This window comes from Bacillus sp. FSL K6-6540 (assembly GCF_038007545.1).
The window spans coordinates 3,510,070-3,532,691 of record NZ_JBBOXH010000001.1; the positions used below are offsets into that span (position 1 = coordinate 3,510,070).

Below are 22,622 nucleotides of genomic sequence, written 5' to 3' on the forward strand. Positions count from 1 at the left end.
GAAGCGCCTTATGTGTAGCTTGAATGGTCATAGACTCCTCCCGGGCTTTGAGCGCATCAACTTGATTTGACCCATAATGCCATAGGGAAACGTGATATAATCCGGCGTATGCTCCTTGCCTTCGGTCCGAAACGAGCCCCAGCTCGTCACTCGCGATTTGCCTCTCGCCACGTGAAAGGGTCCGAACACATTGCGCGGACTGCCCATCACTTCGATCTCCAGCCGATTGTCGCCTTCCGCCAAAAAGCCGGTTATATCGAGACCGTCCGCCGCCCTCCACGGGATGTAGCCGGCCGTTACGCCGTTCACCCTCACTTCCGCAACGACCGCCGATACCTCGCCGAGCTTCAGAATCGCACGATAATCGGGTTCATGACAATGCTTATAATCCAAATGATAGATTATGCTGCCGCAATAATGATAATAACCTTGCAGGCACCAATCGCCCGCGTGCAGCAGGGTCGGCTCAGCAATGATGCTGCGTTGCGGGCTAATCCCGAAATTGCCGATCACATAGATGTCTTCCATTTCCATATCGTTCGTGTATTCGCAGTCGAGAATCAGCTCATTGATTCCCTTGCGTAAGCCGCTTAGTTTCACGCATGAGATCGAACGATCCATATACCAGCCTTCCGCCGTTGAAGCAAGCTCTTCGCCGTTGCAGCGAATGCGGAATCGTTCCGCCCCCTCGAGCGCGAGGGAAATTTCGCTCTCTGGCACCTCATCGATATGTAACTCGAACCGGAATAGAACCTCCGTCCCATCGTTCGGATGCTTTTCCCCGATCCATTTGTACCGCTGCGTGATGCCATTGTAAAATACTTGCCTCATCCCGAGCGTATCGCGAATATGGCGCTGCGCTTGCCACACCTCCATCCGCTCGGACCAGCTTCCGCCCTGCATCTGGTAACGGCATTGATCGAGAGTCAGCACGTTGGGCATCGACCGGGTGAACCGGAACCTCGGCCCGAACGCCGCATACAAGTCGTTGTCGTTAAACGCTACCGGCACCGGGGCCGGTGCTTGTGCGGCAGGAGCCGCTGTTTCATTAATCATGTACAGCTTCGAGCCGGCCGGTTCGAATGACGCCCGAAACCGCAGCTTGCCTTCGCAGAGCCACGACTCAACTTGATGAACCTCGCCAGTCAGCGCATCCCATTCCTCTACGGTACCGATAACGGCCGTTTCGATCCGCGCGTCATGGCCGCGATTGCGGTCATTGTTAACGATGAACAGCGAGCTGCAGCCTTCAGACTTCCTAAGCATATACAACAAGCCGTCTTCTTCGGTCCCTTGCTGCCCGCGAATGGATACTTGGCGCGATAGGCCCGAGCCATGATCGAGCCAATCCATAACCCCAGCCGTATCCGCAACCGCCGTGAAGTGCGGATGATTCGTCAGCTTCGCTAGATCTTCCGACGTTCGGCCTTCCAACATCATTGGCAATGGCTGCATGGCAACGACGCGGCCGCCCGCCTCCAGAAAAAGCAGCAGCAGCTCATAGGTGGTGCGCAGCATGGTGGAGATGCTTGGCATGACCACCGCCTTGTAGGCCGCCTGTCCGATGATCAGCTTGCCGGGCTTCACTTCGCCGATCTCGCTCATAATCGTCTCGTCTCCAAGGTCGCAATCGTGATGCGCGCCGAGCAGCGCCCTGAGCAAACGATTGAACTCGTCTCCGTACCGATTAATGTCGGGGATATCGCGATCCCTGCCCCGGTTCGGCATGCCGTATGGATTGGAGCCAAGCAGCGACCAAGCCGTCGAAGCCGGATGCAGCACGAGGATGTCCCTAACCGCGCGCCCTTCGGTCAACACCGCGCCGAGCCGTGCAAAATAATCCTCGACAACGTGATTGTATTTCCACCAGCTTGTATTGTAATTAAACACCGGCGGATAATCCCGCTTACGGCAGCCTTTAATGGAATATAGCGCCAAATGTTGCGAACGGAAGTTGACCCCGAGCGCATATTGCCAGTCGCCGATCCACTTCTGACCCTCGAACGTAAACTCCCATCCAGCGCAGCCATACGTTTCCGTCATCACGCGCTTACGGCCGTATTGATTTGCTACGCTCGTGCACTGCTTCACCGTCATATGCTCATCGGTCGATTCCGTCAACATGTCGATGCCGGGTATATGTTGATACCGATAATGCGGCATGATGGCGCCGCCGACCCGGGTGCCCAGACCGAGCTTATCCTCCTGCAAATAATGCCCTGTAAACGACAGGCCGTTATTGTCGCACCAATCGTAAATCTGCTTCGAGAACGCGTCGGTGAATTTCTCCGATACGGTGCGCCAATAATCATGGCGAGCCCAGGAAGAGTGGTCGCTGTCAAAGAACAGATGAGGGACTTCCTCCAACAGATCGTAACCGCGCCGGCTCTTGAAGTAATCGGGGAATGAATACGTCCACGGCACCCAGCCGCGTCCTTCCGTAAACCTGCAATGCCGGTCATTGACGCTTGGTTCGTCGGTGAACACGCCTTTGATCGTTTGGCCGAACCGGTCGCCGACCTTAGCCTTGTATACCTCGTACGTCTCGTCGATGAACCGGCGAACGGCCTCTGGATTCATGCTGTCCGGCGGCGCCTGGTCATTAAACCATTCGGAAGGTGCTGACACCTCGACCCGAAACACGAGAAGCCCCTCGGCCGCTTCAAGCGTCTTAACCGGCTCCGCAAGCGGCAGGCGCTCACAGCGGTACAACTTCATCTGGTCGATACGCGCCTTGAAGAGCGCCACTGTCCGATCATCGGCTAGGTATGGAGCAGAGGCCGTTCCGCATCTGCCGTCTTGAAGCACCTCTACCGTCAGTCCCTTGGAGCGATACTCGTCGCCGATCGCCGGCACTTTGCCGCCCGCCGTGCCGGAAGGCCAACGATCCTCGTCGTACAGCCATGCCTCCATGCCGAGCTGCTCTGCCTTCATCACCGAAGCTTCGACCGCCTCCATCCATTCCTCTCCCAGATACTCGGTTTCCAGTCCGTCCCTCGCATGCATAAAGAAGCCGCCGATTCCTTGCTCCTTCATCCCTTCGATTTGCCGCATCAATTCATCAACATCCAGCTTGTCGTTCCATGCCCAGAAGGGCGCGGACCTCGCTTCTACAGGCGGTTCCGCAAACTGCTTGCGCAGCATAGCCAAGTCGCTCATCTTGCCAACTCCTCCCCATCAAGCAACGTAGGATTACTTCGAAGCAGCTCGGGAACGGCCTCCGCATTCCCCCCGACACAGGCTGTAAGCATGCGCCATACGTCGTTGCCCGCGCCGCCGCTGAACGGGACTTCCCTATCTGTTTTCAGTGTGTCCGGTTGTACAAGCTTCCTCATCGATTCATCCGCCTCCTTAATCAGCTTAATAGGTTCAACACTTCGAGCAGTCTTGTTGATTTGTGCGCGTGAACAAAAATCAGCAGCCAGCCTTGCGGCCTAGCTGCTGTGTTTGTTGCAAGGTGAGTAGGACCCTGAATTAATTAGGCTTCAATAGCGCTTGTTCCTGAACCGCCTCCATCAGCGCGACAGCGCTCCCTTCTTGTTGGCGCCGTCATATAGCCAATCCAGCGTTCGGGAGCTTTCGCTGAACGGCGATACGTCCCGCTCCTTCAGCTCCTGATCGGCGGCGATGACGCCGAGCACCGCGTAGGCTCCTATGCCCAGGTTCAGCATATGGCTTCCGGCCTCGTACAGAAAAGCGTGAACGTTAACGCTCGGGTAGAAGGAGGTCTTGATTCCTTTGCGCAATACGGGAGATAAGCCTCCCCGTTCATCCGCATGCGTATTCTCGTCCAGGGTCGGAACCTGAAGCCATTGCGGGTCGGAGGAATTGAAATAGCCGACTAGCACGCGAACCGGCGCGTCCGTCTCGAACTCGACGGCCATTCCGCCCTTCGCCGCTTCCGCGCGGCTGAACCGGACGCCGGTCAAGCCTTCGAGCTCCTCGGCGCAGTTCTGCACGTATACCTCGCCGTCGGTGAAGAGCAAGCTGTCCTTCGACAGCGTATACGTCTCCATGCCGGTGGATTTCAGCCTGAAGGCGGCTTCCCGGTACGGCTCGATCTTCACTTCTCCGCTTACCCGCGATGGCAGCTTTCCGGCCTTCAAGTCATTCACGCTGGCTCTAAAGCCTGCGAGCTCTTCCTCGTAAATCGGGAGGCAGTCCGTCCAATGCTTAAATTTCCGGCCGTCGGGCACCGGAATTTTACGGTGCGCCGTCAGCATGCTGTTCGCGTACAGGTACGTGTTCTTAGTCAGCTCCGTCAGCTTGCGGTACCAATCCACGCTCTCCTGCAAATAAGGAACGGCTTCCTCCAACAGATTTGTATGTTCCAGGTAGTTGCCGTTCACCGTGTGTTTGTACGTCAGCACTTGGACGGCGGCCCGCACCTTGGCGCCGTAGAAGCGCACCATGTACAGAATCGCTTCCACGTCGCTCGCGATTCGGTCAAATTCTTCCCTATTGTCTGTAACATGAGAGCTTGCGCGCTGTATCGCCGTCCAGGCTTGCTCCGCAAACAGCTCGGCCGATTCGATAACGTCGATCGGCGTCTCCCCGATGTGCGGTTCATCCGCCAGCTCTCGCTGGACATACAATTCGAGCCGCTCGCCTTGCGGCGCGTGATCCTCCCACAGCGCTCGATATGGGGAATAACGGTCCGGATTGGTCAATTGGCTCATCGTCATCCCAAGCGACAGCGTCTGCCGGTTGCCCTCCGTAATGCCGAAGCGGCGAAGAAGCCGCGGCGCACACTCGCCAAAAGCGTCATAGGCTTCCAACAGCGCAGCGCCCGCTTCCCTTGACCCGAACAGCGAAGCCAACTCCTCTATCCAATAGTGGCGTTCCGTCTCCGGATCGCGGTCAGGGTTCCATGCATAACGCGCCCATGCGGCATACCACATCCAATCCCGCTCCGCCTGCTTCAGCCTTGGCGTCGTCTTGTCGCCGCTGTATGGCCAATCCCAGAAGAAAAGTGGGTAAAGGTGCAGCCCGTTCGCCTTCTGCCGATCCTTTGCCGCTTGCATGCTTTTCTGAATGAAGGCGGGCGAGCCGTAGCGGAATGGCTCCAGATTCGCGAGCACGTGGACGTTGACGATATGAACCGACTGCATCCCGCTCAGATTGTTATGGGTATGCTTCCAGCCGCCTCGCGGCGTCCAGGTCGTGAGCGACTCGCCGTTATACTTGGCTTCGGTGAATAAATTCGGGTAATGCGAAATCGCCTTCTCGATAATCGGCTCCGCCTTAACCGCGTGCGCGCGGAGGATGATCGGCGGACGTTCCTTCACCTGCAGATCCCGGAGGCCTTCGTTAACGCCTGCCAGAATCGTGTCCGTGAACCATTCGGCGCCGTACACGTCTCCCTGCATCGCCTCGCCCAGGCACAGCATGAGCCCGACGCTCGGGTAGGACCTGACGAATTCCGCGATCGATTTGCGGGTGTAATCGGCGGTGATCGGAAGCGGTTTCGGCTGATGAAGCTCCAAGCCGTGTTTTTCCGCGAACGGCAGCGGGATATGAATGTTGTAGAAATTCAGCACGACCCAGATGCCTCGTTTGTCCGCTTCTACCGTCAGCCAGCCGAACGTCTCGACGTTGAGGTTGTACTCCTCTTCCGTCACTTCCAGCGCCTCCGGATAATCCTTAAGCTTCAACAAGGAGGAGAACGGATGGGCCGACCAGATGTATACGATATTGCTCCGCTGCGCGCAGAGCATGTCCAGGTATTCCGTCCACAACGCCTTGTCGTAGAACCAAGGGAAGCGATCCGGCGTAATCGGGTACTCGTATGTGCGGCGCGGAGGCTCGATTTCCGTCTTTTGCAGGCCGAGCACCGGGCCGCGGATCACAAACTTCGGCGTTTCGCCATGCGCAAGCAAATCAGGAACCCGTCCCTCGCGACGAATCCGTCCGGCCAGCTCCTGAGCTCCGTACAAGGCGCCGGTATCGTTGCCGCCCGAAACCACGATCAGATTCCCCGGCAGCGTGGCGATGTAGAAGCCTTCCTTGCCCGGCTCCTCCGAATGATAAAGAAGGACCTCCTGATTCTCAAGCGTTCGGATAAATTCCGATTCTTCCCGGTTGCCGACGTAAATTTTGAGCTCCGGCGATTTCCGGTAGGTCAAGGAGCTCCACTCCCCGTCCGCAGTCTCCGTCTCGAAGCCGCATGCTTCCAAAGCACCCTTAAGCAGCTTCAAGCCGTAAACCATCCGAGGCGATGCTTGGTCCTGAATCCCTAATCTGATTTTATTCATGTCGATCCTCCGCTTTCCATTTATTCTCTAACGATTGCCAAGTCGATTGTAGCCAATGATAGATATTCCGTCCGCTAACCTCGTGGACGCCGGGGAAAATATCGGATTGCAGCCTATGCTCCGCCCCTTCGTCTCGGTAGATGTTCCGCAGAATCTCGACGGCTTCGCGAACGGAGCCGGCAGGGAAGATCGGGTCGTTCTCGCCTGATTCGACGAACAGCGGACGCGGCGCAATGAGCCCGATCCAATCTGGCAGCTCGGCATAATCAAGCACGCCAGAAATGTAATTGTCGATGCAGTGATTAATCGACAAAATGCTTCCTTTATAAGTGCTGGTGAATCCACAAAGGACAGCGGCGTTGATCCGCTCGTCGATTGCGGCCGCGTAAGCCGCGAGCAAGCCTCCACCCGAGAAACCCATGCAGCCGATTGCCCGAGGATCGGCCTCCGCCCGCATCGCAAGGTAATCGAGCGTCCTGATTGCTTCATAGACGCGCAAGCCAGCAAGGGACATGCCGTGCATGAGCAATTGTCCCGTTAAGGAATTGCAAGAGCTGCGTTCTTTGCCGGGAACGGTATCGCGGAGCAGCCTGCGGTCGCCAAAGCCGATCATTTCCGGCGCAGCGACGATATGGCCCTGCCGTGCAAGCTCCAAGGCGAATCGGTTATGTCCGCCTTTCTTCACGCTCATCGTCCCGTCAGGCGCAAACCCCGCAACCTCCCGGCTTCCGTATCCGTGTCCATGCAGCGCCAGCATGCCGGGAAGCTTGCCGGAAGAATTCCCGGGCAGCTCCCAAGTCCGACTGCTTTCTTTAGGAATGAGAACGTAGACAGGCATGCGAAGACCGGTCACCGTTCCGATCTCGACGCGCTCCCGGACATAATCGTCATACTCCGTTCGTTCCAGGAGAATCGGATCGAGCGGCGCGCGCATTTCCTCGAACGGAACAAGTGCTGCTCGCAGATGTTCCTTCTGAAGCGCTTTCCGCTCTTCGCGGCCAAGTTCGGATTGCTTCTTTCTTGCCGCTGCGGACCGTTCATATAAAGTTTCCATAAATTTGTCAGGATTCCACATGTCGTAAACTCCTTTCCCAAATAGGCGCTATCGCAGGACGTACGAACGTAATGCCCTATTGAATCGAGTCAAGCACCGTCATACGCTTGTAACGTAACAGCTTCACCCATGGGGTAAGTTCAAAGCAGCTGTTAAATAGATCTGGAGGTGTCTTTTTTTATGACGTATTCTGTAGAAGCAAAAGAGTTTATTTTTGAAGAAGATCGCCCCTTCGCGAGCTGTCATGCGTCCACGCTGGTCGTCCTGCCGGACGGCGACGTGCTGGCCGCATGGTTCGGGGGCTCACGCGAGGGCGCTCCCGACGTGGCGATCTGGACGGCGCGCAGAACGGACGGCGGGTGGTCCGCTCCGGTCAAAGTCGCGGACGAGGAAGGCCTTCCGCATTGGAATCCCGTTCTATATCTCAGACCTGACGGCAAGCTGCTGCTCTTCTACAAGGTTGGCCCCCGCGTTGCCGAATGGCACACCCGCATTATCCATTCCGACGATAACGGCTTTTCCTGGTCCGAGCCCAAGGAGCTCGTGCCCGGCGACATCGGCGGACGGGGACCTGTCAAGAACAAGCCGATCATGCTCCGGAACGGCACGCTGCTCGCGCCGAATTCGCTTGAGCCCGCATGGGACGCTTTTATCGATATTTCCTCCGATCATGGCGATACGTGGACGCAAATGGCGATCGTTCCGCTCGATCACGGAAAGCTGAAGCTCAAAGGCATCATCCAACCGACGCTGTGGGAGTCGGAGGACGGCTCCGTCCACCTGCTGGCACGGAGCACCGAAGGCGCTATGTACCGCAGCGATTCACAGGACGGCGGCTTCACTTGGTGCGAAGCTTATCCGACCGATATGCCGAACAACAACAGCGGCTTCGATCTTGCGCGGTTATCGGACGGAACGCTTGCCATGGCGTACAACCCGACTGTGCCGCGCGAGGACGATCCGAAGGGAAAAGGTCCCCGCACTCCGCTCGTGCTTCGGTTATCCCGCGACGATGCGCGACTTGGGGCGAAGAGCTTCCGCTCGATTCGGGCATCAGTCAATATTCGTACCCCGCGGTCGTCGCCCATGGCAACAACATTTATATTAGCTACACATGGAGAAGGGAGCGAATCGCTTTCTACCATATCGTCTTGAAACAATAGTCAGCGATTGCTCCCGAAATCAACCCTTTATATAACGGCCGCGCGCACCTCTTCGGGATTCCAGCCGTCGCGGCCTTCCAGTACGCTTCGTACCGTCAATGCCGACGCCTCTTCTTCTGTCAAATATCTGGCCCACTCTACCCGGGCCGCAGACTCCGCTCCCGGTCCCACGCTTCCGTATTCCGCATACCTCGCCGTTTTTTCCTTCGCTGGATCGCGCCAGTTGTCCCAGCCTTCCGGACGGATATGGCTTCCCATCCACGTATGAACGAAAATCACGCTTCCGTGCGGCCTCCAAGGCCTGCCGAGACTGACGGTCGCGGGAGGCGCGGCTCCGGTTAGTCTGCAGTTCATAAAGACGTAGCCGTAAGGCTGCGATTCTTCCGTGGAAGCCGCCGTCACAAAGCCGTTATGACGATCGAGACTATGAAGCTCGCAATCCTTGAACACGGCTGTCGCAGATCCGAATATGAAGTCGACGTGTCCCTCGATATAGCAGCGATCGTACAATTGTCTGCCGTTGCCCGGCGTATACAGCGTATCCTGATGGCCGAGTATCGCTACGTTCCGGAAGATTGCGCGATCTCCCTCCACATGCAGCGCAAGCGCTTGTCCCCGCTTCTCCAGCCTGCTGGCCGAATTAGCGAAGGTCATATTTTCAGCATAAAAATCTTTTGCCAATATCGTGAAGGATGGCGTGTCGTACGTCGTCATTTTCTCGCCGTTCGGCTTCAGGGTTGACACTGAATCGTCATAGAAGATGACGGCTCCGTCCCGGCTTTCACCCATCATGCACAAATTGGTTTTACTTGCGGGAACCGTTACCTTCTCCTTGTAATGCCCGTTTTTCACGACGATCAGCGTGCGTTCGACGGCATGATCCGGCGCTGCCGCGATCGCTTCCGCAACCGTTCGGAAATCGCCGTTTCCGGATTGATCAACGACCAATGTTCGCATGCGAGTTCCCCTCCTTCAGCAGGCCAGCCGCGCGCAGCGTGGCCGCAATGGTATTTCGCGCATCTGCGCCGACGGGCTGCACCGGCAGACGCGGCGAGCCGACTTCGATTCCCAGCTGGCTCAGAATCTCCTTGAGCCCTGACGGCACCGTTCCGAACTGCATCAGCTTGCGGACGACCGCGATGTCGGCTTGCGATTTCGCGGCTTCCTCCAGCCGCCCTTCCTGCCAGTGTTTATAAATCGAGACGACCGTTTCAGGAGCGACGTTGGCGGAGGCCGCAATCGCTCCGGCGCCACCTGCAAGCAAGGTCGACAAAATGAACGAATCCGTGCCGGCCAAAACTGCAAAGTCGGGACCCGATTGTTGAATCAGCTGAAGCACATGCTCGTAATTGCCGCTTGAATCCTTTACGCCGACGATATTGGCAATGCCGGACAACGATGCCACGGTTGCCGCTTCCAGCATAATGCCCGTGCGCGCAGGTATGTTATAGAGAACGATCGGCAAATTCGTCGAGCCTGCCGCCGCTTCGAAGTGGCTGCGAAGCTCCGATTGGTTCAATGGAACGAAGTGAGGCGTAATAACGGATAAAATATCGGCGCCCGCTTCCTCCAATTTGCGCGACAATCGAAGCGTCTCTGCTGTCGTAATCGCGCCGGATCCCGCATAGAGCGGAACGGCTCCGCCGATCTCGTCGGCCGCGATTCGGACAAGCTCAATCTTCTCGTCTTCCGTTAGTGCAAAAAATTCGCCGTTCGTCCCGAGCACGAATATGCCGTGCGCCCCCGCTTGAAGCAGACGCCGAATCATCGAGCGGACGACGGGCTCGTTAAGGCGCCCCTCCTGGTCGAATGGCGTCACCATTGCGGGTATAATTCCGTGCGGTCTAATCATATACGATGAACTCCTTTGCCCTGTTTTTGGTTTTCGCCACTAGTGGCCGCTTCGCGGAAGCGAAGCGCATGATGCAGTACTTCCGAAATAACCCAAGAGGGATTCCAGGTATTGGATCTGCCTCTTCCTTGGAAGTTGGACTGGAAGAACCCTTCCGCTTGTTCCCCGACGACGGTGAAGCCCCACTCGCCCGGCTTGGTGCAAATGCCTTGGCCGAGTGCGCCAAAGATCGTGCGCGCCAAGCGCACGTACGTCTCGTTGTCGGTCATGAGGCCGAACTGCCACAGCTCGAAGGTAGGGAAAAAGACGTCGAGATGATGGTTCTGCACGCTCACCCCGGGCCAGCCGACAGCCTGGAAGCCGCTTTCCCTGAACGCCGTGCCGCGATCGTAAGCCGGGTTCCACATATACACGTAGGTAAGCTGCCAATCCGCGGCGATCTCCGCCCAATTGCGGAAATGAGGTTCCCCGGTCAGACGGAAGAGCTCGAAGGCCGCGATGAAGAAAAACATGCCCGCTTCCTTGTCCTCGCATCTTGCGTCAAGCGTAGATCTGGCGAACGGCCGTTCAAAGGTTTCGGCATGCAGCGCGTAATAGCGCTCCATGCTGGCGCTGGCGGCGTCAAGATACGTCCGCGCGCCCGTCACCTGCCAGGCTTTGATTAACGCGATCAGGCATGGAATGCCGGCGGCCGTAATCTCCGTGTCCGCGGCGCTGCCGTCCGGCTTAAAGGCGGAAGGGAATATGCCTGCAGGCAATATGGCCCCAAGTATAAAATCCGCGGATTGCTCGAGCGCGGCCGTCCAAGCGGAAGGAACCCGCTCCCCCCGGCTGCGGAACAGCATGATGATATCGGCGAGGTCGCTGACGGTTTCGCCGAAGGCGCGGCTCGAGATGACGGGCTCCTGCTGCCAGCGGAAATTTTCCCACCGGCCATCCGACAAATGATACGCGCCGTTCCTGAGTCCGGGCACCGAAGTGCCGCTCTCGCGGAGATAAAAGTCGACGGCTTTCCTGCATCGCTCGATACGCTCGGGCGATTGACCGTCGAAGCCCAAAGACGCGTCGCACCAAGCCAGCTTCAAACATTGTCCGGTCCAGCCGTACATGTAGTGAAGCCCGTGCTTCTTCGACACGAGCCCGAACGAATTCCGGTCGTTGAACTTCACGTAGCCGGCTGACCGGTCCGTCTCCCGCCACCGGTCATCCATGGCCGCCGTCTTGAGCCGAATCAGTTCATCCAGCGATAGCGGATCGGCGCCCTGCGGATCGTACAGCCGAACGGCGCGGTGAACGGCCTTCGAGAAAGCCTGGCCGGGCTTCTCCTGCGGACCCCATTCCAAAGCATAGCTCTTCTCGAGCGCAAAGCCCGGGGCAAAATCGGTATAGCCGCAGGAGTACGGCTCGATTTGGCTCTTGCTCACGTATACGATGTCCTTCTCGCCATTGAACATCAGAACGCCGCTCATCGCCGCAACGGCTATGCTTCCATCACGCTGATAAGCGCCAAGCGAGCCATAATGGACGAGGCCGTCCGAATCCTCGGTATAGGACGGAAGCGAGAACATCGAAAAATATCGCTCGCCGGAGTTTTCCTCGTTCCACTCGACGTTCACGCATGGGATCGGGAGCCGATGCTCCTCGCAAATAAAGCCCTTGCCCTCGCCGATGCCGAGATGCGGCACAAGCCTGGAGGGATCCGCCGACGGGTTGTTGTTGTAGATCATATGGGGGATCGTCACGTTTTCCTTGCCGCGGGAGGCGAGCTCCCATTCGAGCCCGACCGCGGCGTCGCATAACGTGCGATCGGAACGATTCTCCCATATGGCGCAAACCCGTAGCAGCCCTTCCGCATCGAACTTCAGTTCCAATGCGAGGAACAGCTCGCCGCCGTCCGCCTCGATCCGCAGCGTGCCGCCACGCTGCTCGATTCGCGCGGCATGTAGCCGAAGCCGCTCTTCACGCCATGGACGTCCCTCCGAGTAAACCGCCATAAGTCCTAGCTTATTGCTGAAATAAGGCTCGGAGTCGCCTTCGCGGGACAATTGGATATAAACATCGTTGTCCGACTGCCATACATCCACGCTTCGGCGCTCGGCCGGACTCGTTATACGATAAGCGTTCATTTCCAGCGCTCTCCTTCCGATTTCCGTTCTGCCGCCCGGTTGGACGGTGAAGTCTTCGCCTTCTACGCCGACGCTTGCTCCTTCTCCGGTTCGTCCTGCTCCGCGCCTTCGCCGATTTTGCGCAAACGGAGCGCGTAGTAGAGCTCTCCGGGCAGCTTGATCTGGAACCGTTGCTGATACGTTTGGTCCAGCCGTTCGATCGTCATATTCCATGTATCGATAATATCCACCGCGAATTCGCCTGTCTGCATCCCGAAGTCGCGCGACGAGAACCGGTGCGGTCCGAAATATTGCAAATAATATTCGCCCCGCTTCTCGAGGGTCGAGGCATCGTGTCGCTGCCTGCTGTATGTCAGATAGCCTGGCGCATCCTCTAGCAGACCGCGCAGGAAGGCGATCCGCTCCACGCTCTCGCCGAGCAGCTCGCCGCCGTGAACCGACCAGCTTGTTCCGTCCGGCCTGCGAAGCGATTCCCCATGGGCCGCGAAGCCGCCACGGGACAAGCCTTCCCAAATTCTGTACGCCATGTCTTCCGGCGTCAACGCGTCCCAAGGCTCCGCTCCAATACCCTCGCGTCCGCAATCGTCAATGACGATCGGCTTCTCGTATTGCAGCGTGAAGTCGGAGGCAAGCATCACGTCCTCCTGACGGAGGCTGACATGCGTCAGCCAGGGAACGCCCCAATCGAAAGCGGAAGGCGTGCCATGGATCGAGCACAGATGATGTCCGTAATCGCATTCGCGAAGCGTCTGTAAATAAGCGCGCCAATCGACTTCCCGCCTCCGCGTTCCGTCGCCCAGGTCTGCCATCGTCCACCATACGTTGCGATAAGCGGCCAACCGGGAAACCGCATAACGGATATAACGCTCTTCCTGCTCCGGGGTCAACCGAATGGAGCCTTCAAGGTCCATGGAGGCCGGGAATAGGATCAGCTCCGCTTCCACGCCAATGCGGGACAAACTCTCCACGCAGGCCTCCAGCTTCGCGAAATAAGCCGGCTCGAAGCAATCACCGTCCGGCTGGCCGTCCTGGCGAATGGCAAACGGAGATATAACCGTCTCGCCGTTCCCCGCATGACCCGCCTGCGGGACAACGCTCATCCGAGCTTTGTTGAAGGGCGATGCCGTCAGCGTCCGGATCGTCCGGTCGCGGCTCGATTCGTCCTGCACATGCCAGGCCTCAAGCAGCGTTCCGAACGGCGTATACGGCTTGCCGTCCGCATAAGCGAACAGCGTCGCGTTCGATACGCTCACCGGTCCGTGATTATCGGCCCCCGCCGGCAGGCAATGGAATTGTCCGGCGTATCCTCCGGCTGGGGCGGACGCGCCTTCGATGCGAAACGACCATTCCCCCTCCTCGTCCGGCATGAACCGGATCAATAGTCTGCCTTCGCCGTCGTAGAAACCTTCTGCCACGAAATGACGATCCTCTTTGCTGAATTCAGCCCACAGACCGGAGTCCGCGAACAGCCCGTCGTCCTCGCGCCCCTTCTGTTGCAGCTCGAATATGCCAAATCGCTCTACTTCTTTTTTATATTGAATCACGCCGTTCCCTCCTCTCAAACTGCTTGCGCGCGCAAGGCGGTATAAGGTCTAGCCGGCAATGCCAAGTCGCTCTGCCCCGTGAAAGTGCCGTCAAGCGGCGTTATCGTCATCTTCCAAATATCGATGAGCTCGATCCGGTATTCCCGATCTTGGGACAGCGGGAGCTTATAGGACGAAAGCCGGTATTTGCCCAAGTACAGAAGCGCATAGCCGCCTTCCTCGCGAGCCTGCATCCAATCCTCCGGACCTTCCTCCATCACTTGGCGCAGGAATCGGATCCGCTCCGGACTTTCACCGTACATTTTGCCGCCGCTCGATATCCAGGCTCTTGTCGGCTTGTTCTCGAAGCATTCGCCATGGGCGACGAAGCCGCCTTTGGTCAGCCCCTCCCAATAGCGGTGGATCAACTCGAGCCCCGTAATGTTCCCCCATCGCTTGGCGACGTTGCCCTCGTAGGAAATTTCGTCGACGACGATCGGCTTGCGAACGGCTTCCCGCCATTCGGTGGTCGGACTAGTATCCCAATGCTGGATGCTCTGGTGCGTGAGCCACGACTTGGAGAAATCGTACAGGGACGATTGTTCGTACATTTTGGTGCCGTTATGAATCGACCGGAGCCGCTGGTACGGATCCTTCCGCTGCACGTATTGCAGCAGCCGGTCCCAATCCTCGATCGTCTTCATCTTGTTGAAATCGTATTCGTTCGACAGCGACCACCAGACATTGCGGTACGCACCAAGACGGGCGATGACGTATCGCAGATAGTAGAAATCCTGTTCGCGCGACATGCTGTTGAAGCCCCAGCCGCCTTGCTTGTCGTAGGGATGGAACAGAATCAGGTCGGCTTCCACTCCGAGCTTCATCAAGTCGCCGATCCGCTCCTCCAGATGGGCGAAGAACGCCGGATTGAACCGGGTCGTATCCGCATCCTCCGGGCATGTTCCCGCGAAGGCGACCATCTCCGGACGCATATCCCGCGTAGGGAGCAGGCACATCCTGACTTTATTAAACGGGGACTGCCCGAGCTCTTCCAGCGTTTGCAGCTCATGCTCTTTGCTCCCCGTATGCGTCCAGTGATAACAGGTCGTGCCGAACGGCATATATGGCGTGCCGTCCTCGAATGCAAACAAATAACCGTCCTTGACTCTTACCGGCCCGTGATTTCCTTTCGACGGCGATGTGCAGAGGAAGCTTCCCGTCGCGCCGTCCAGCTCAGACGTGCCGCTCTTCGTGACGTATCGCCACGTTCCTTCCCGATCCGGCATGAACCGGACCCGATAGATCCCGTCCCCGTCATAGAATCCTTCCACCTCGACCCGATCGTTGCGGTATTCGAAGGTCGCCGACACGGCGACCTCCTCGAACGGATTGCCTGCCGAAGGACCGGATAAAGCAACCTCGAATATTCCCCAGCGTTCCACTTCCTGCATTCCCATTAGCGCACTGGCACTCCCTTCCATTCGTTGTTATTCCACAAGGCCGGTCCGCTCGACGCCTTCGGTGAACCAGCGCTGCGTAAAGAGGTACAGCAATAGCGGCGGCATGACCGCGAGAAACGACTTCGCCATGTCGAGCGACTGGGCGAACAACTGCCCTTCCTCCGTCGAGATGTCTCCCGTCGCCTTCACCAGCGCGATGGAGAGCGGAACGTCCTGCATCTTGAACAGGAACATCATTGGAAAATAACTGTCGTTCCAGCTCCAGACGAAAGAGAACAGGAATACGACGACAATCGCCGGCGTTGCGATCGGAAGCATAACCTTGAAGAAGACTCTGTACAGGCTTGCGCCGTCGATCTTCGCCGCTTCCTCCAGCTCCTTCGGCAGAATGGAGAAAAATTGGCGGTAAATGATGACGTATAGCGCGCCCTTCAGGCCGTGCCCGAACAAGGCCGGGATCAGCATCGGGAAGTACGTATCGATCCAGCCGACTTCCCGGTACATAATAATCAGCGGCAGCACCGTGACCTGCGGCGGGATGACGAAGGCGAAGATCAAGCACACGAACCAGAAGCGCTTGAACGGAAACTTTACCCTGGCGAACGCGTATCCGGCCATCGCGCAGGCGACGAGCTGAAAGAGCGTCGCCCCGATCGACAGTCCAAAGCTGATGCCAAACGAAGTCGGGTAGTTCAGCAGCCTCCACGCCTCTTTCAGATGCCCCCAAAAAATCTCCTTCGGTATCCAGTTCACGGTTGGATCGAGCAAATCGCCGAGGCCTTTCACCATGGTGGATACCATATATAAAATAGGATTGAGATACAGATAAGCCGTTTCAATCAGCACGATGTAAATAAATACGCGAAACAGCAATCCCTTATCGGCTTCCCGCCCGAGCAGCAGCAATCGAAGACGCTCGAGCAATCCAACCTGGCTGAACCGCTGCTGCCGCTGCCTTAGGACATTCCAAACTTTCTCCATCCTTCTCTCCTCCTACCTCGTTTGCGTCGTGTTGCGGACCGCTCTTCCGAGCAGCAGCACCACCAGTCCCAAGAACAACAGGATGATGATGAAATAGACCCAGATCAATGCGCTGGTCGGACCGTATTGCGTCGGATTGACGCTCGCAATGACGGGATTGCCGGGGAAAGTAAACAAATCCACAACGGTATAAATCGTATTCAGCAGGACGAACGGCATCATACCCGGCAGGGTGATTTTCCAGAACATCTCCCACGGATTCGCACCGTCGATGCGCGCCGCCTCGTAAACGGACGCCGAAATCGTCTGGCGGCCCGCAAGGAACAGTAGAATCTGCACACCGGAATACCACAAGATAAGGACGAACGAGTTCAAGACGCTTACGATCGGCGTCGCCCAGGAGCCCGGCAAATATTGCGTGAGCGTCGTCGAAATGGAGAACTGCTCCAGGAATCCGAGCTGCCCTCTCCCTTGACTCAAGAAGCGTTCAATGATATTGCCGGAGGAGAAAATAACCGGCAGGAAGAACACCGCCCTGAACAAGCCCCTTCCCAGAAACTTCTGGTTCAGCATGATAGAAATCATAAAGGAGAAGATGACGATGATCGGAATCATGAACAGAATCTGCCTTAGAAACGGCAGCAGCTGGTCGTAGAAGACGCCGCCGTCCTCGAACAAAAGATTATAGTAATATTTGATGCCCACATATTCATGCAGGATGCCCGTCCCGGTAATGCGAACGTTATGAAAGCTCATATAGAGCGAATAGAAGAGAGGGAACGATACGAACAAGAGAAACCCGATAATCCAGGGCAAAATAAGGAAGATGCCTTCGTATCGTTGCGACAATCGGTTTTTTAATCGTAACAATCCGTTCACTTCGCCTCTCCCCCTTTCACCACGACAAAGTCTTGCGCTGGAATCTTTATTCCCAAGACGGTTACCTCGGTATCGTTGTAGTTCACGATAATTTTCTTCCCGCCGGAGTAAACGGACTCCTTCACCTTAGGAGCGAGCGTGCGGTTGTACGTCATGAATTGGCCCTGAACATCTCCGAGCGCTTCGTTAAAGCGCTTGTACTCCTCGATGATCGCGGCTTCCCAATCGTCGTAATTCAAGCTGTAATACCAGATCGTGTACGCCCTCTTCATCTTCTCCGTCTCTGCTTTCATGACGCCGAATGTCGGCGCCGCTCCGTATTCGATGCTCCGCAGGAAATCCTTGCGGTATTCGTCCCTCGCATTGCCCCAGTTCATCGTATACGGCACTAGGCCGTGCAGCGACATTTGGGCGAAAGGAACCGCTTCGTCGAAGAACAGGTCGTACGAATAATCGCCAGCCAGCTGCCTAACGGCATCCGTGCTCTGCAGCGAGTAAGCATTGCCGCCCGCGACCGTTACCGAAGGAAGCTTCGATTGCACGGCGTTCAGCAGCTCGCTTTGCAGCGATGCAGCCTCTTCCCGGCTGGTGAGGGATCTGCGATTGTAATCGCTGTACAGCATGTAGCCGGTTCCCGTGAGATGAAGTCCGTCTATGCCCAGCGACGCGAATCTCTTCAAGGCGTCTTCCATTTTGTCTAACGTTACCTTCGGACTCACGATCGCAACCTCGTCGTTCGATTGCAGGCGAGGGAACTTCATGATGGAACCCGCTTGGTCCTGCGTCGCTTGCCTCTTCGGATCAAAGTCGTCGCCGTCGGTGTTCAGCGTGAAATCCGTCTCCAGAATAACCGTATCGCCCTTTGACTTCGCGTATTCGGCGAAGCTTCGCATGCCGTCGTTGCCGCCAAGCCGCTTGTCGACCTTCACGCCGAAGCCGAGTCGGCTCGCGCCTCCGGTTTGCCAGCCTTGATAAGTGACGACCAGCCGTGGAACGCCCCCCGCATGCAGCCGATCGACGATCGACTTCGCTTCGTCCGTCGTCGTGCCGGGAATGAACCGGTTGCTAAGAAACCCCCTCTCCGAATCTCCGCCGATAAGATCAAGGTAAAGCGGCAGCTCGGACTCGCTTGCTTCCAACTGCTTCAGACCGTTTTCCTTCATCAAATGCTCGCGGTATTTCGCGGCCATGCCGGAATAGTCGCTTTTCGATTCGGGAAGGACGTAGTAACGGATTTTGCGGTCTCCGCCGAATTTGACTTTGCTGAACGTAAAGAAGCCTGCTGTCTTGTCGTACGTCGTTGGCTGGAAGTATTGAAGCCGGTAATTATGTTCTACGGTAGCCCAGGCATACTGGCTGTACACCCCTGCGGGCGCCGCGAACATATATCCGTATTCCTCGCCTTCGTCCGCAACGGCCAGAAAGCCGCCGCTTCCCGATTTAATGCCATAGATCGGCATCGTAATCGGCCTCCGGTTCGTGTAGACCGAGTTGAACGCGTAGTCCGTGCCGTAGATCGGTTCGCGGTATACGCTGCGGTCGTTCGAAATATTTTCCTTGATCCGGTAGATGGCGCCCGAGCCGTCCGGCAGGAGCATATACTCCTCTTCTTGCCCGCCGGGCTGCTTGGCGCCCAGAAACGGATATACCTTCAAATTGATCAACGCATCTTTGCCTTCGACGATCTCCGAGTCGATGACCTTTGTTTCCACATAATCGTTCTTAATACGGACCTCGACCGGAATCGCCATCTGAATGGATGGCATCGCATAGGTGACGGCGAAGCCGTCCTCTAGCTGCTTCCAGCTCATGATGCCGCCGTTTAGCGACAGAAGACTGCTCACCTTCACTTCCGTCTTGCGCACGCTCGTGGCCGTCTCCAGCATGATCGGCGACAAGAGATGGCTCCGCCAAGTACCGGAAATCGTCTCCCGTGGCCAGTCCTCCGGATTCGGATAAGAGCGCAGCTCGTGCCCGTCCCGTTTGTCGCGAACTTTGAAATGACCGGTGTTCTTATCCGCCAATAACACAAGCGTCTCGCTTTCGGCTACTTGCACGAAATCGGCTTCGTTCGGCAGCTCCCCATTCGTGCTGACGGCTGGCTTGATGCCTTCGGGAATGACCGCCTCCTGAACCTGCTCCGTCCGTACCACGTCCGAGCTTGCGGAATGGGCCCACAAGTATATGCCGACCGACGCTACCACCGCCGCAAACGCCGCCGCAGGAAGCAGCTTGCGCAGCTTGATGTAGGATTTGCTTGCTTCCGTCAACGCGCCGACACCTCCTGTATGATCGAATAAATAAAGCTGCGCAGCTCGGTGCTTAGACCGAACAGAATAAAGCACAGCACGCCGATAATAATCATCGTTACGGCCGTATACAGTAAATTGACCACGGTCTCGCCTACCGTGTAATTTTGAAGCGATTGCACCTTCCACACGAGCAGAAGGAAAATCCATACCATCATGCCTGTGTGAAGAAAATTGTAAATCGATTCTTCGCTAAGCGACATGCCGTTCGAGATCAGCGTAAGCGGCAAGCCGACTACGATAAACGGCGTAAGCGCATAGGCGCTGCCGACGAACACGTCCTTGAAACGTCCCTCGCCCCGCATGATGCTGCTGACCAAATAATTGGATACGACCCAGCCGATCCATACCAGGAAAAATTGGAGGAATACAGTAAGTCCGCTGAGCGGCATGATCGCTTCCATATTAAAGGTGAAGCTTGTATGCGTTCGAGACACCGCATAGGAGATATACGCCAGCGCCAGGATAACGAACGCGCTAACATAGCTTCCCTTATTCTCGTAGCGGAGCGCGGAGAAGCCGTCGATCGGATGCCTCAGCACGTAAAGCGAATGCTTCATCTGCCCCAGGAAGCGCGAGCGCGGCCGGAACCGGATCGGCGAATTCAGCAGAACGGGATAACGTTTCGCCGCCATTCTATAAACGACGTACAAGGCGACCGCAACCATGATCAAGTTCATGAACAAACCGAATTTGTCCTGGAACCACTGCAAGCGGATTTGCCAGAACGCGTTCGAGTAACCCTCTTGAACGCCGGCGTCGCGGAACAGCTTTTGCGATTCCGCGTAATCCCCGCGGGCGTAGGCGGACTGAGCCAGCCCGATCATCGCGGGCGTATAGTACGCGTTAAGATGGAGCACCTCGCGCCAAAGCGGCTCGGCTTCCTTGTACCTGCCGTCGACGGTTAGGTTGTTCGCCTTGTAGACGAGCGCTCCGAACTCGGTTTGGCGGTACGTCTGGATCAAATTCGCATTGTCGTCCAGGATGAACAGTTCGTTCTTCGAGTTGATGTCGATGGCCGACGGGCTCTTGACGATGCCGAGCTGCGTCGTGTCCGGACTTGCGTCCCCGGACCAGAAGAACAGCAGGTTGCCGAACGCGTCGTATTGGCTGATCATCTTCGAATCTCCGTCGACAACGGAGAAGTTGCCGCTAGCGTCGATGGCGATGTCCTTCAGATTCACCATCTGTCCGATCTGGCGAAACCGGTATTCGCCGAACTTTTTATTGCCCTCACCCAAGGTGCTGCTGGAACCGAGAAAATACTTGCCGGCATTGTTCAGCTTCTTCACTTGGTCTTCGGTCAAACTCTCTCCGAATGAAACGGTGTACGTAAACCCTCGCTCGTCGATGTTTACGTTGTTGATGGCCGGAGGCAGCTTGCTGAGCTGCTTCTCGTACATCTCTTTCGAATAGATCATTCGTTTGATCGAGTCCAGGACGGTGAAAGGCACCTTATTGGCCGCGAAGAAGCGGACAAAGCCGCCCTCGGGATCGAGCTGAAGCAGACCGTTATAGCTGCCGAGCGATACGATATATAGAAATCCGCGTTTATCGACCGCGACCTTGATCGGCTCGAAGCGGTAATCCGCCGGAATAAACCTTGATTCCGGAAGCTTATATTCCTTCAGCAGCTTCCCCTGCTGGTCGAGCATCACGATCCTGGCGTTTCCCGTATCCGCGACGTATATTTGGCCCTTCTCATCGACGTGCAGCCCCTGCGGATTGGACAACGGCGTACCTTCAAGCGCTGGCAGCACGCGGTCGAATTCGCCGTTCGGATGAAACACGACGACCCGATTGTTCCCCGAATCGGCTACATAGATCCGGTCCTGGGCGTCGATGAACAGATCTCGAGGCTGCATAAGCGGCGACTGCGCTTGTTTGGCGGGATCATTGGGATCGGGGACGAATATGTCCCTGCCAAGCACCTGCTCCGGCGCAAAAGCGGCTTGCGTCCAGACAAGCGATCCGGTGGCGGCCGATCTGTAATTCGTTGAATAAGGATAATCGGCGGATACTGCCGCCGGAAAGACGACCCATACGAGGCACACGGCCAGCAAGCCCCGCAGGAGACGGATCATTTTGGATTGTGCCGGCTTCATAATTTCTCCTCCCGCGGTTTCATTTAATGCCGGAATGGGCCATTGTCGCAATGACCTTGCTCTGGAATGCAAGAAAAATAATAAGGTTCGGAATGAACATAAACAGCGCCGCGGCTGCGGCCGCACCCTGCCTTGCCACGTTGTTCGCCATGTTCGAAGTCAGCGATGAGATAAAGAACGGGAACGTCTTCATCTGCTCGTCCTGCATGAACAAATTCGATGTCTCGACGTTGCCCCACGCGGTCTGGAACGAGATGATGCCAATGGTTGCGACCGCTGGAAGGATGACGGGAACTACGATCCGCAGGAACACCGTAAATTCTCTGGCGCCGTCCAGGCGAGCCGATTCCAGCAGCTCGTTCGGAATTTGATCGATGAACTGCTTCATTAAGAAGACGCCGACAGGTACGGCTACCATGGGCAAGATGTGGCCCCAGTACGTGTTCATGATCCCCAAGTTGCTGACGACGAGATAACGAGGGATTGTAACCGTCTCCGGCGCGAACAGCAGCGTCAGCATAATCGTTGCGAACACAAGCTTATAACCGGGAAACTTATGCTTCGAAAGCGGGTAGGCGCATAACGCGCTTACCCCCGTCACCGTGATGACGCTCAGCACCGCTACGGTCAAGCTGTTGAAAATGTAGCGCGTGACCGGAATAACGGAATCCGACGTAATATGGAACAGCTCGACGAAATTTTGCAAGGATGGGGTGCGAGCCCAAATCGTCGGCGGATAAATGAACAGTTCTTCGTACGGCTTTAACGCGTGATTGAAAATATAAACCAGCGGCAGGAGCATAAACGCGCTGAATAGGACGAGCAGAAATACGACAGCCTTCTCGAAGCGGCTCATTCGATGCAGCCTGGATTGTCTCTTGAAACGGAATCGCTTGCGCAGCAGCGGCATTGCCAT

The 22,622-nt window shown here is 56.7% G+C and carries 15 protein-coding genes; 1 reads left to right on the plus strand and 14 read right to left on the minus strand.

Features of this window, described 5'->3' with window-relative positions; all coding sequences use genetic code 11:
* Window positions 1-27 precede the first annotated feature (27 nt).
* From MHH82_RS15520 to MHH82_RS15535, 4 genes are all read right to left on the minus strand, one after another.
* Window positions 28-3,159 (minus strand): glycosyl hydrolase, encoded by a 3,132-nt coding sequence (locus tag MHH82_RS15520; protein ID WP_340966631.1) that lies wholly within the window; start codon window positions 3,157-3,159, stop codon window positions 28-30.
* The gene (locus MHH82_RS15525) at window positions 3,156-3,335 is read right to left on the minus strand and encodes a hypothetical protein (RefSeq protein WP_015735262.1); all 180 of its coding nucleotides are present in this window, start codon (window positions 3,333-3,335) and stop codon (window positions 3,156-3,158) included. The genes MHH82_RS15520 and MHH82_RS15525 overlap by 4 nt, the downstream gene beginning before the upstream one ends.
* Window positions 3,336-3,515: 180 nt before the next feature.
* Window positions 3,516-6,254 (minus strand): hypothetical protein, encoded by a 2,739-nt coding sequence (locus MHH82_RS15530; RefSeq protein ID WP_340966632.1) that lies wholly within the window; start codon window positions 6,252-6,254, stop codon window positions 3,516-3,518.
* Window positions 6,247-7,329, minus strand: a complete 1,083-nt coding sequence (locus MHH82_RS15535) for a dienelactone hydrolase family protein (RefSeq protein ID WP_145036359.1) — start codon at window positions 7,327-7,329, stop codon at window positions 6,247-6,249. Before MHH82_RS15535 ends, MHH82_RS15530 begins: the two co-directional genes overlap by 8 nt.
* Window positions 7,330-7,488: 159 nt before the next feature.
* Between MHH82_RS15535 and MHH82_RS15540 the strand changes: the two genes are divergently transcribed.
* Window positions 7,489-8,463: a sialidase family protein gene (locus MHH82_RS15540; protein WP_340966634.1), complete on the plus strand. Its 975-nt coding sequence runs from the start codon at window positions 7,489-7,491 to the stop codon at window positions 8,461-8,463.
* A 35-nt stretch (window positions 8,464-8,498) separates the two neighbouring features.
* Here MHH82_RS15540 and MHH82_RS15545 read toward each other — a convergent pair whose 3' ends face one another.
* From MHH82_RS15545 to MHH82_RS15590, 10 genes are all read right to left on the minus strand, one after another.
* A complete protein-coding gene (locus MHH82_RS15545; RefSeq protein WP_015735266.1) occupies window positions 8,499-9,428 on the minus strand; it encodes a pectinesterase family protein in 930 nt (309 codons plus the stop codon).
* Window positions 9,409-10,323: a 4-hydroxy-tetrahydrodipicolinate synthase gene (gene dapA / locus MHH82_RS15550; RefSeq protein ID WP_145036363.1), complete on the minus strand. Its 915-nt coding sequence runs from the start codon at window positions 10,321-10,323 to the stop codon at window positions 9,409-9,411. Before dapA ends, MHH82_RS15545 begins: the two co-directional genes overlap by 20 nt.
* Window positions 10,320-12,449, minus strand: a complete 2,130-nt coding sequence (locus MHH82_RS15555; RefSeq protein WP_340969989.1) for a hypothetical protein — start codon at window positions 12,447-12,449, stop codon at window positions 10,320-10,322. The genes dapA and MHH82_RS15555 overlap by 4 nt, the downstream gene beginning before the upstream one ends.
* Before the next feature lie 62 nt (window positions 12,450-12,511).
* Window positions 12,512-13,993, minus strand: a complete 1,482-nt coding sequence (locus MHH82_RS15560; RefSeq protein WP_340966635.1) for a DUF5605 domain-containing protein — start codon at window positions 13,991-13,993, stop codon at window positions 12,512-12,514.
* Between the two features lie 14 nt (window positions 13,994-14,007).
* Window positions 14,008-15,429, minus strand: coding sequence for a DUF5060 domain-containing protein (locus tag MHH82_RS15565; protein WP_251495698.1), 1,422 nt, complete (start codon window positions 15,427-15,429; stop codon window positions 14,008-14,010).
* Window positions 15,430-15,459: 30 nt separating this feature from the next.
* The gene (locus MHH82_RS15570; RefSeq protein ID WP_015735271.1) at window positions 15,460-16,413 is read right to left on the minus strand and encodes a carbohydrate ABC transporter permease; all 954 of its coding nucleotides are present in this window, start codon (window positions 16,411-16,413) and stop codon (window positions 15,460-15,462) included.
* A gap of 12 nt (window positions 16,414-16,425) precedes the next feature.
* A complete protein-coding gene (locus MHH82_RS15575; RefSeq protein WP_015735272.1) occupies window positions 16,426-17,292 on the minus strand; it encodes a carbohydrate ABC transporter permease in 867 nt (288 codons plus the stop codon).
* Window positions 17,289-19,562, minus strand: a complete 2,274-nt coding sequence (locus tag MHH82_RS15580; protein ID WP_340966639.1) for a DUF5696 domain-containing protein — start codon at window positions 19,560-19,562, stop codon at window positions 17,289-17,291. Before MHH82_RS15580 ends, MHH82_RS15575 begins: the two co-directional genes overlap by 4 nt.
* Complete coding sequence (locus MHH82_RS15585) at window positions 19,559-21,706, minus strand: YIP1 family protein (protein WP_340966641.1); 2,148 nt, start codon at window positions 21,704-21,706, stop codon at window positions 19,559-19,561. The genes MHH82_RS15580 and MHH82_RS15585 overlap by 4 nt, the downstream gene beginning before the upstream one ends.
* Window positions 21,707-21,725: 19 nt before the next feature.
* Window positions 21,726-22,622: a carbohydrate ABC transporter permease gene (locus MHH82_RS15590; protein ID WP_015735275.1), complete on the minus strand. Its 897-nt coding sequence runs from the start codon at window positions 22,620-22,622 to the stop codon at window positions 21,726-21,728.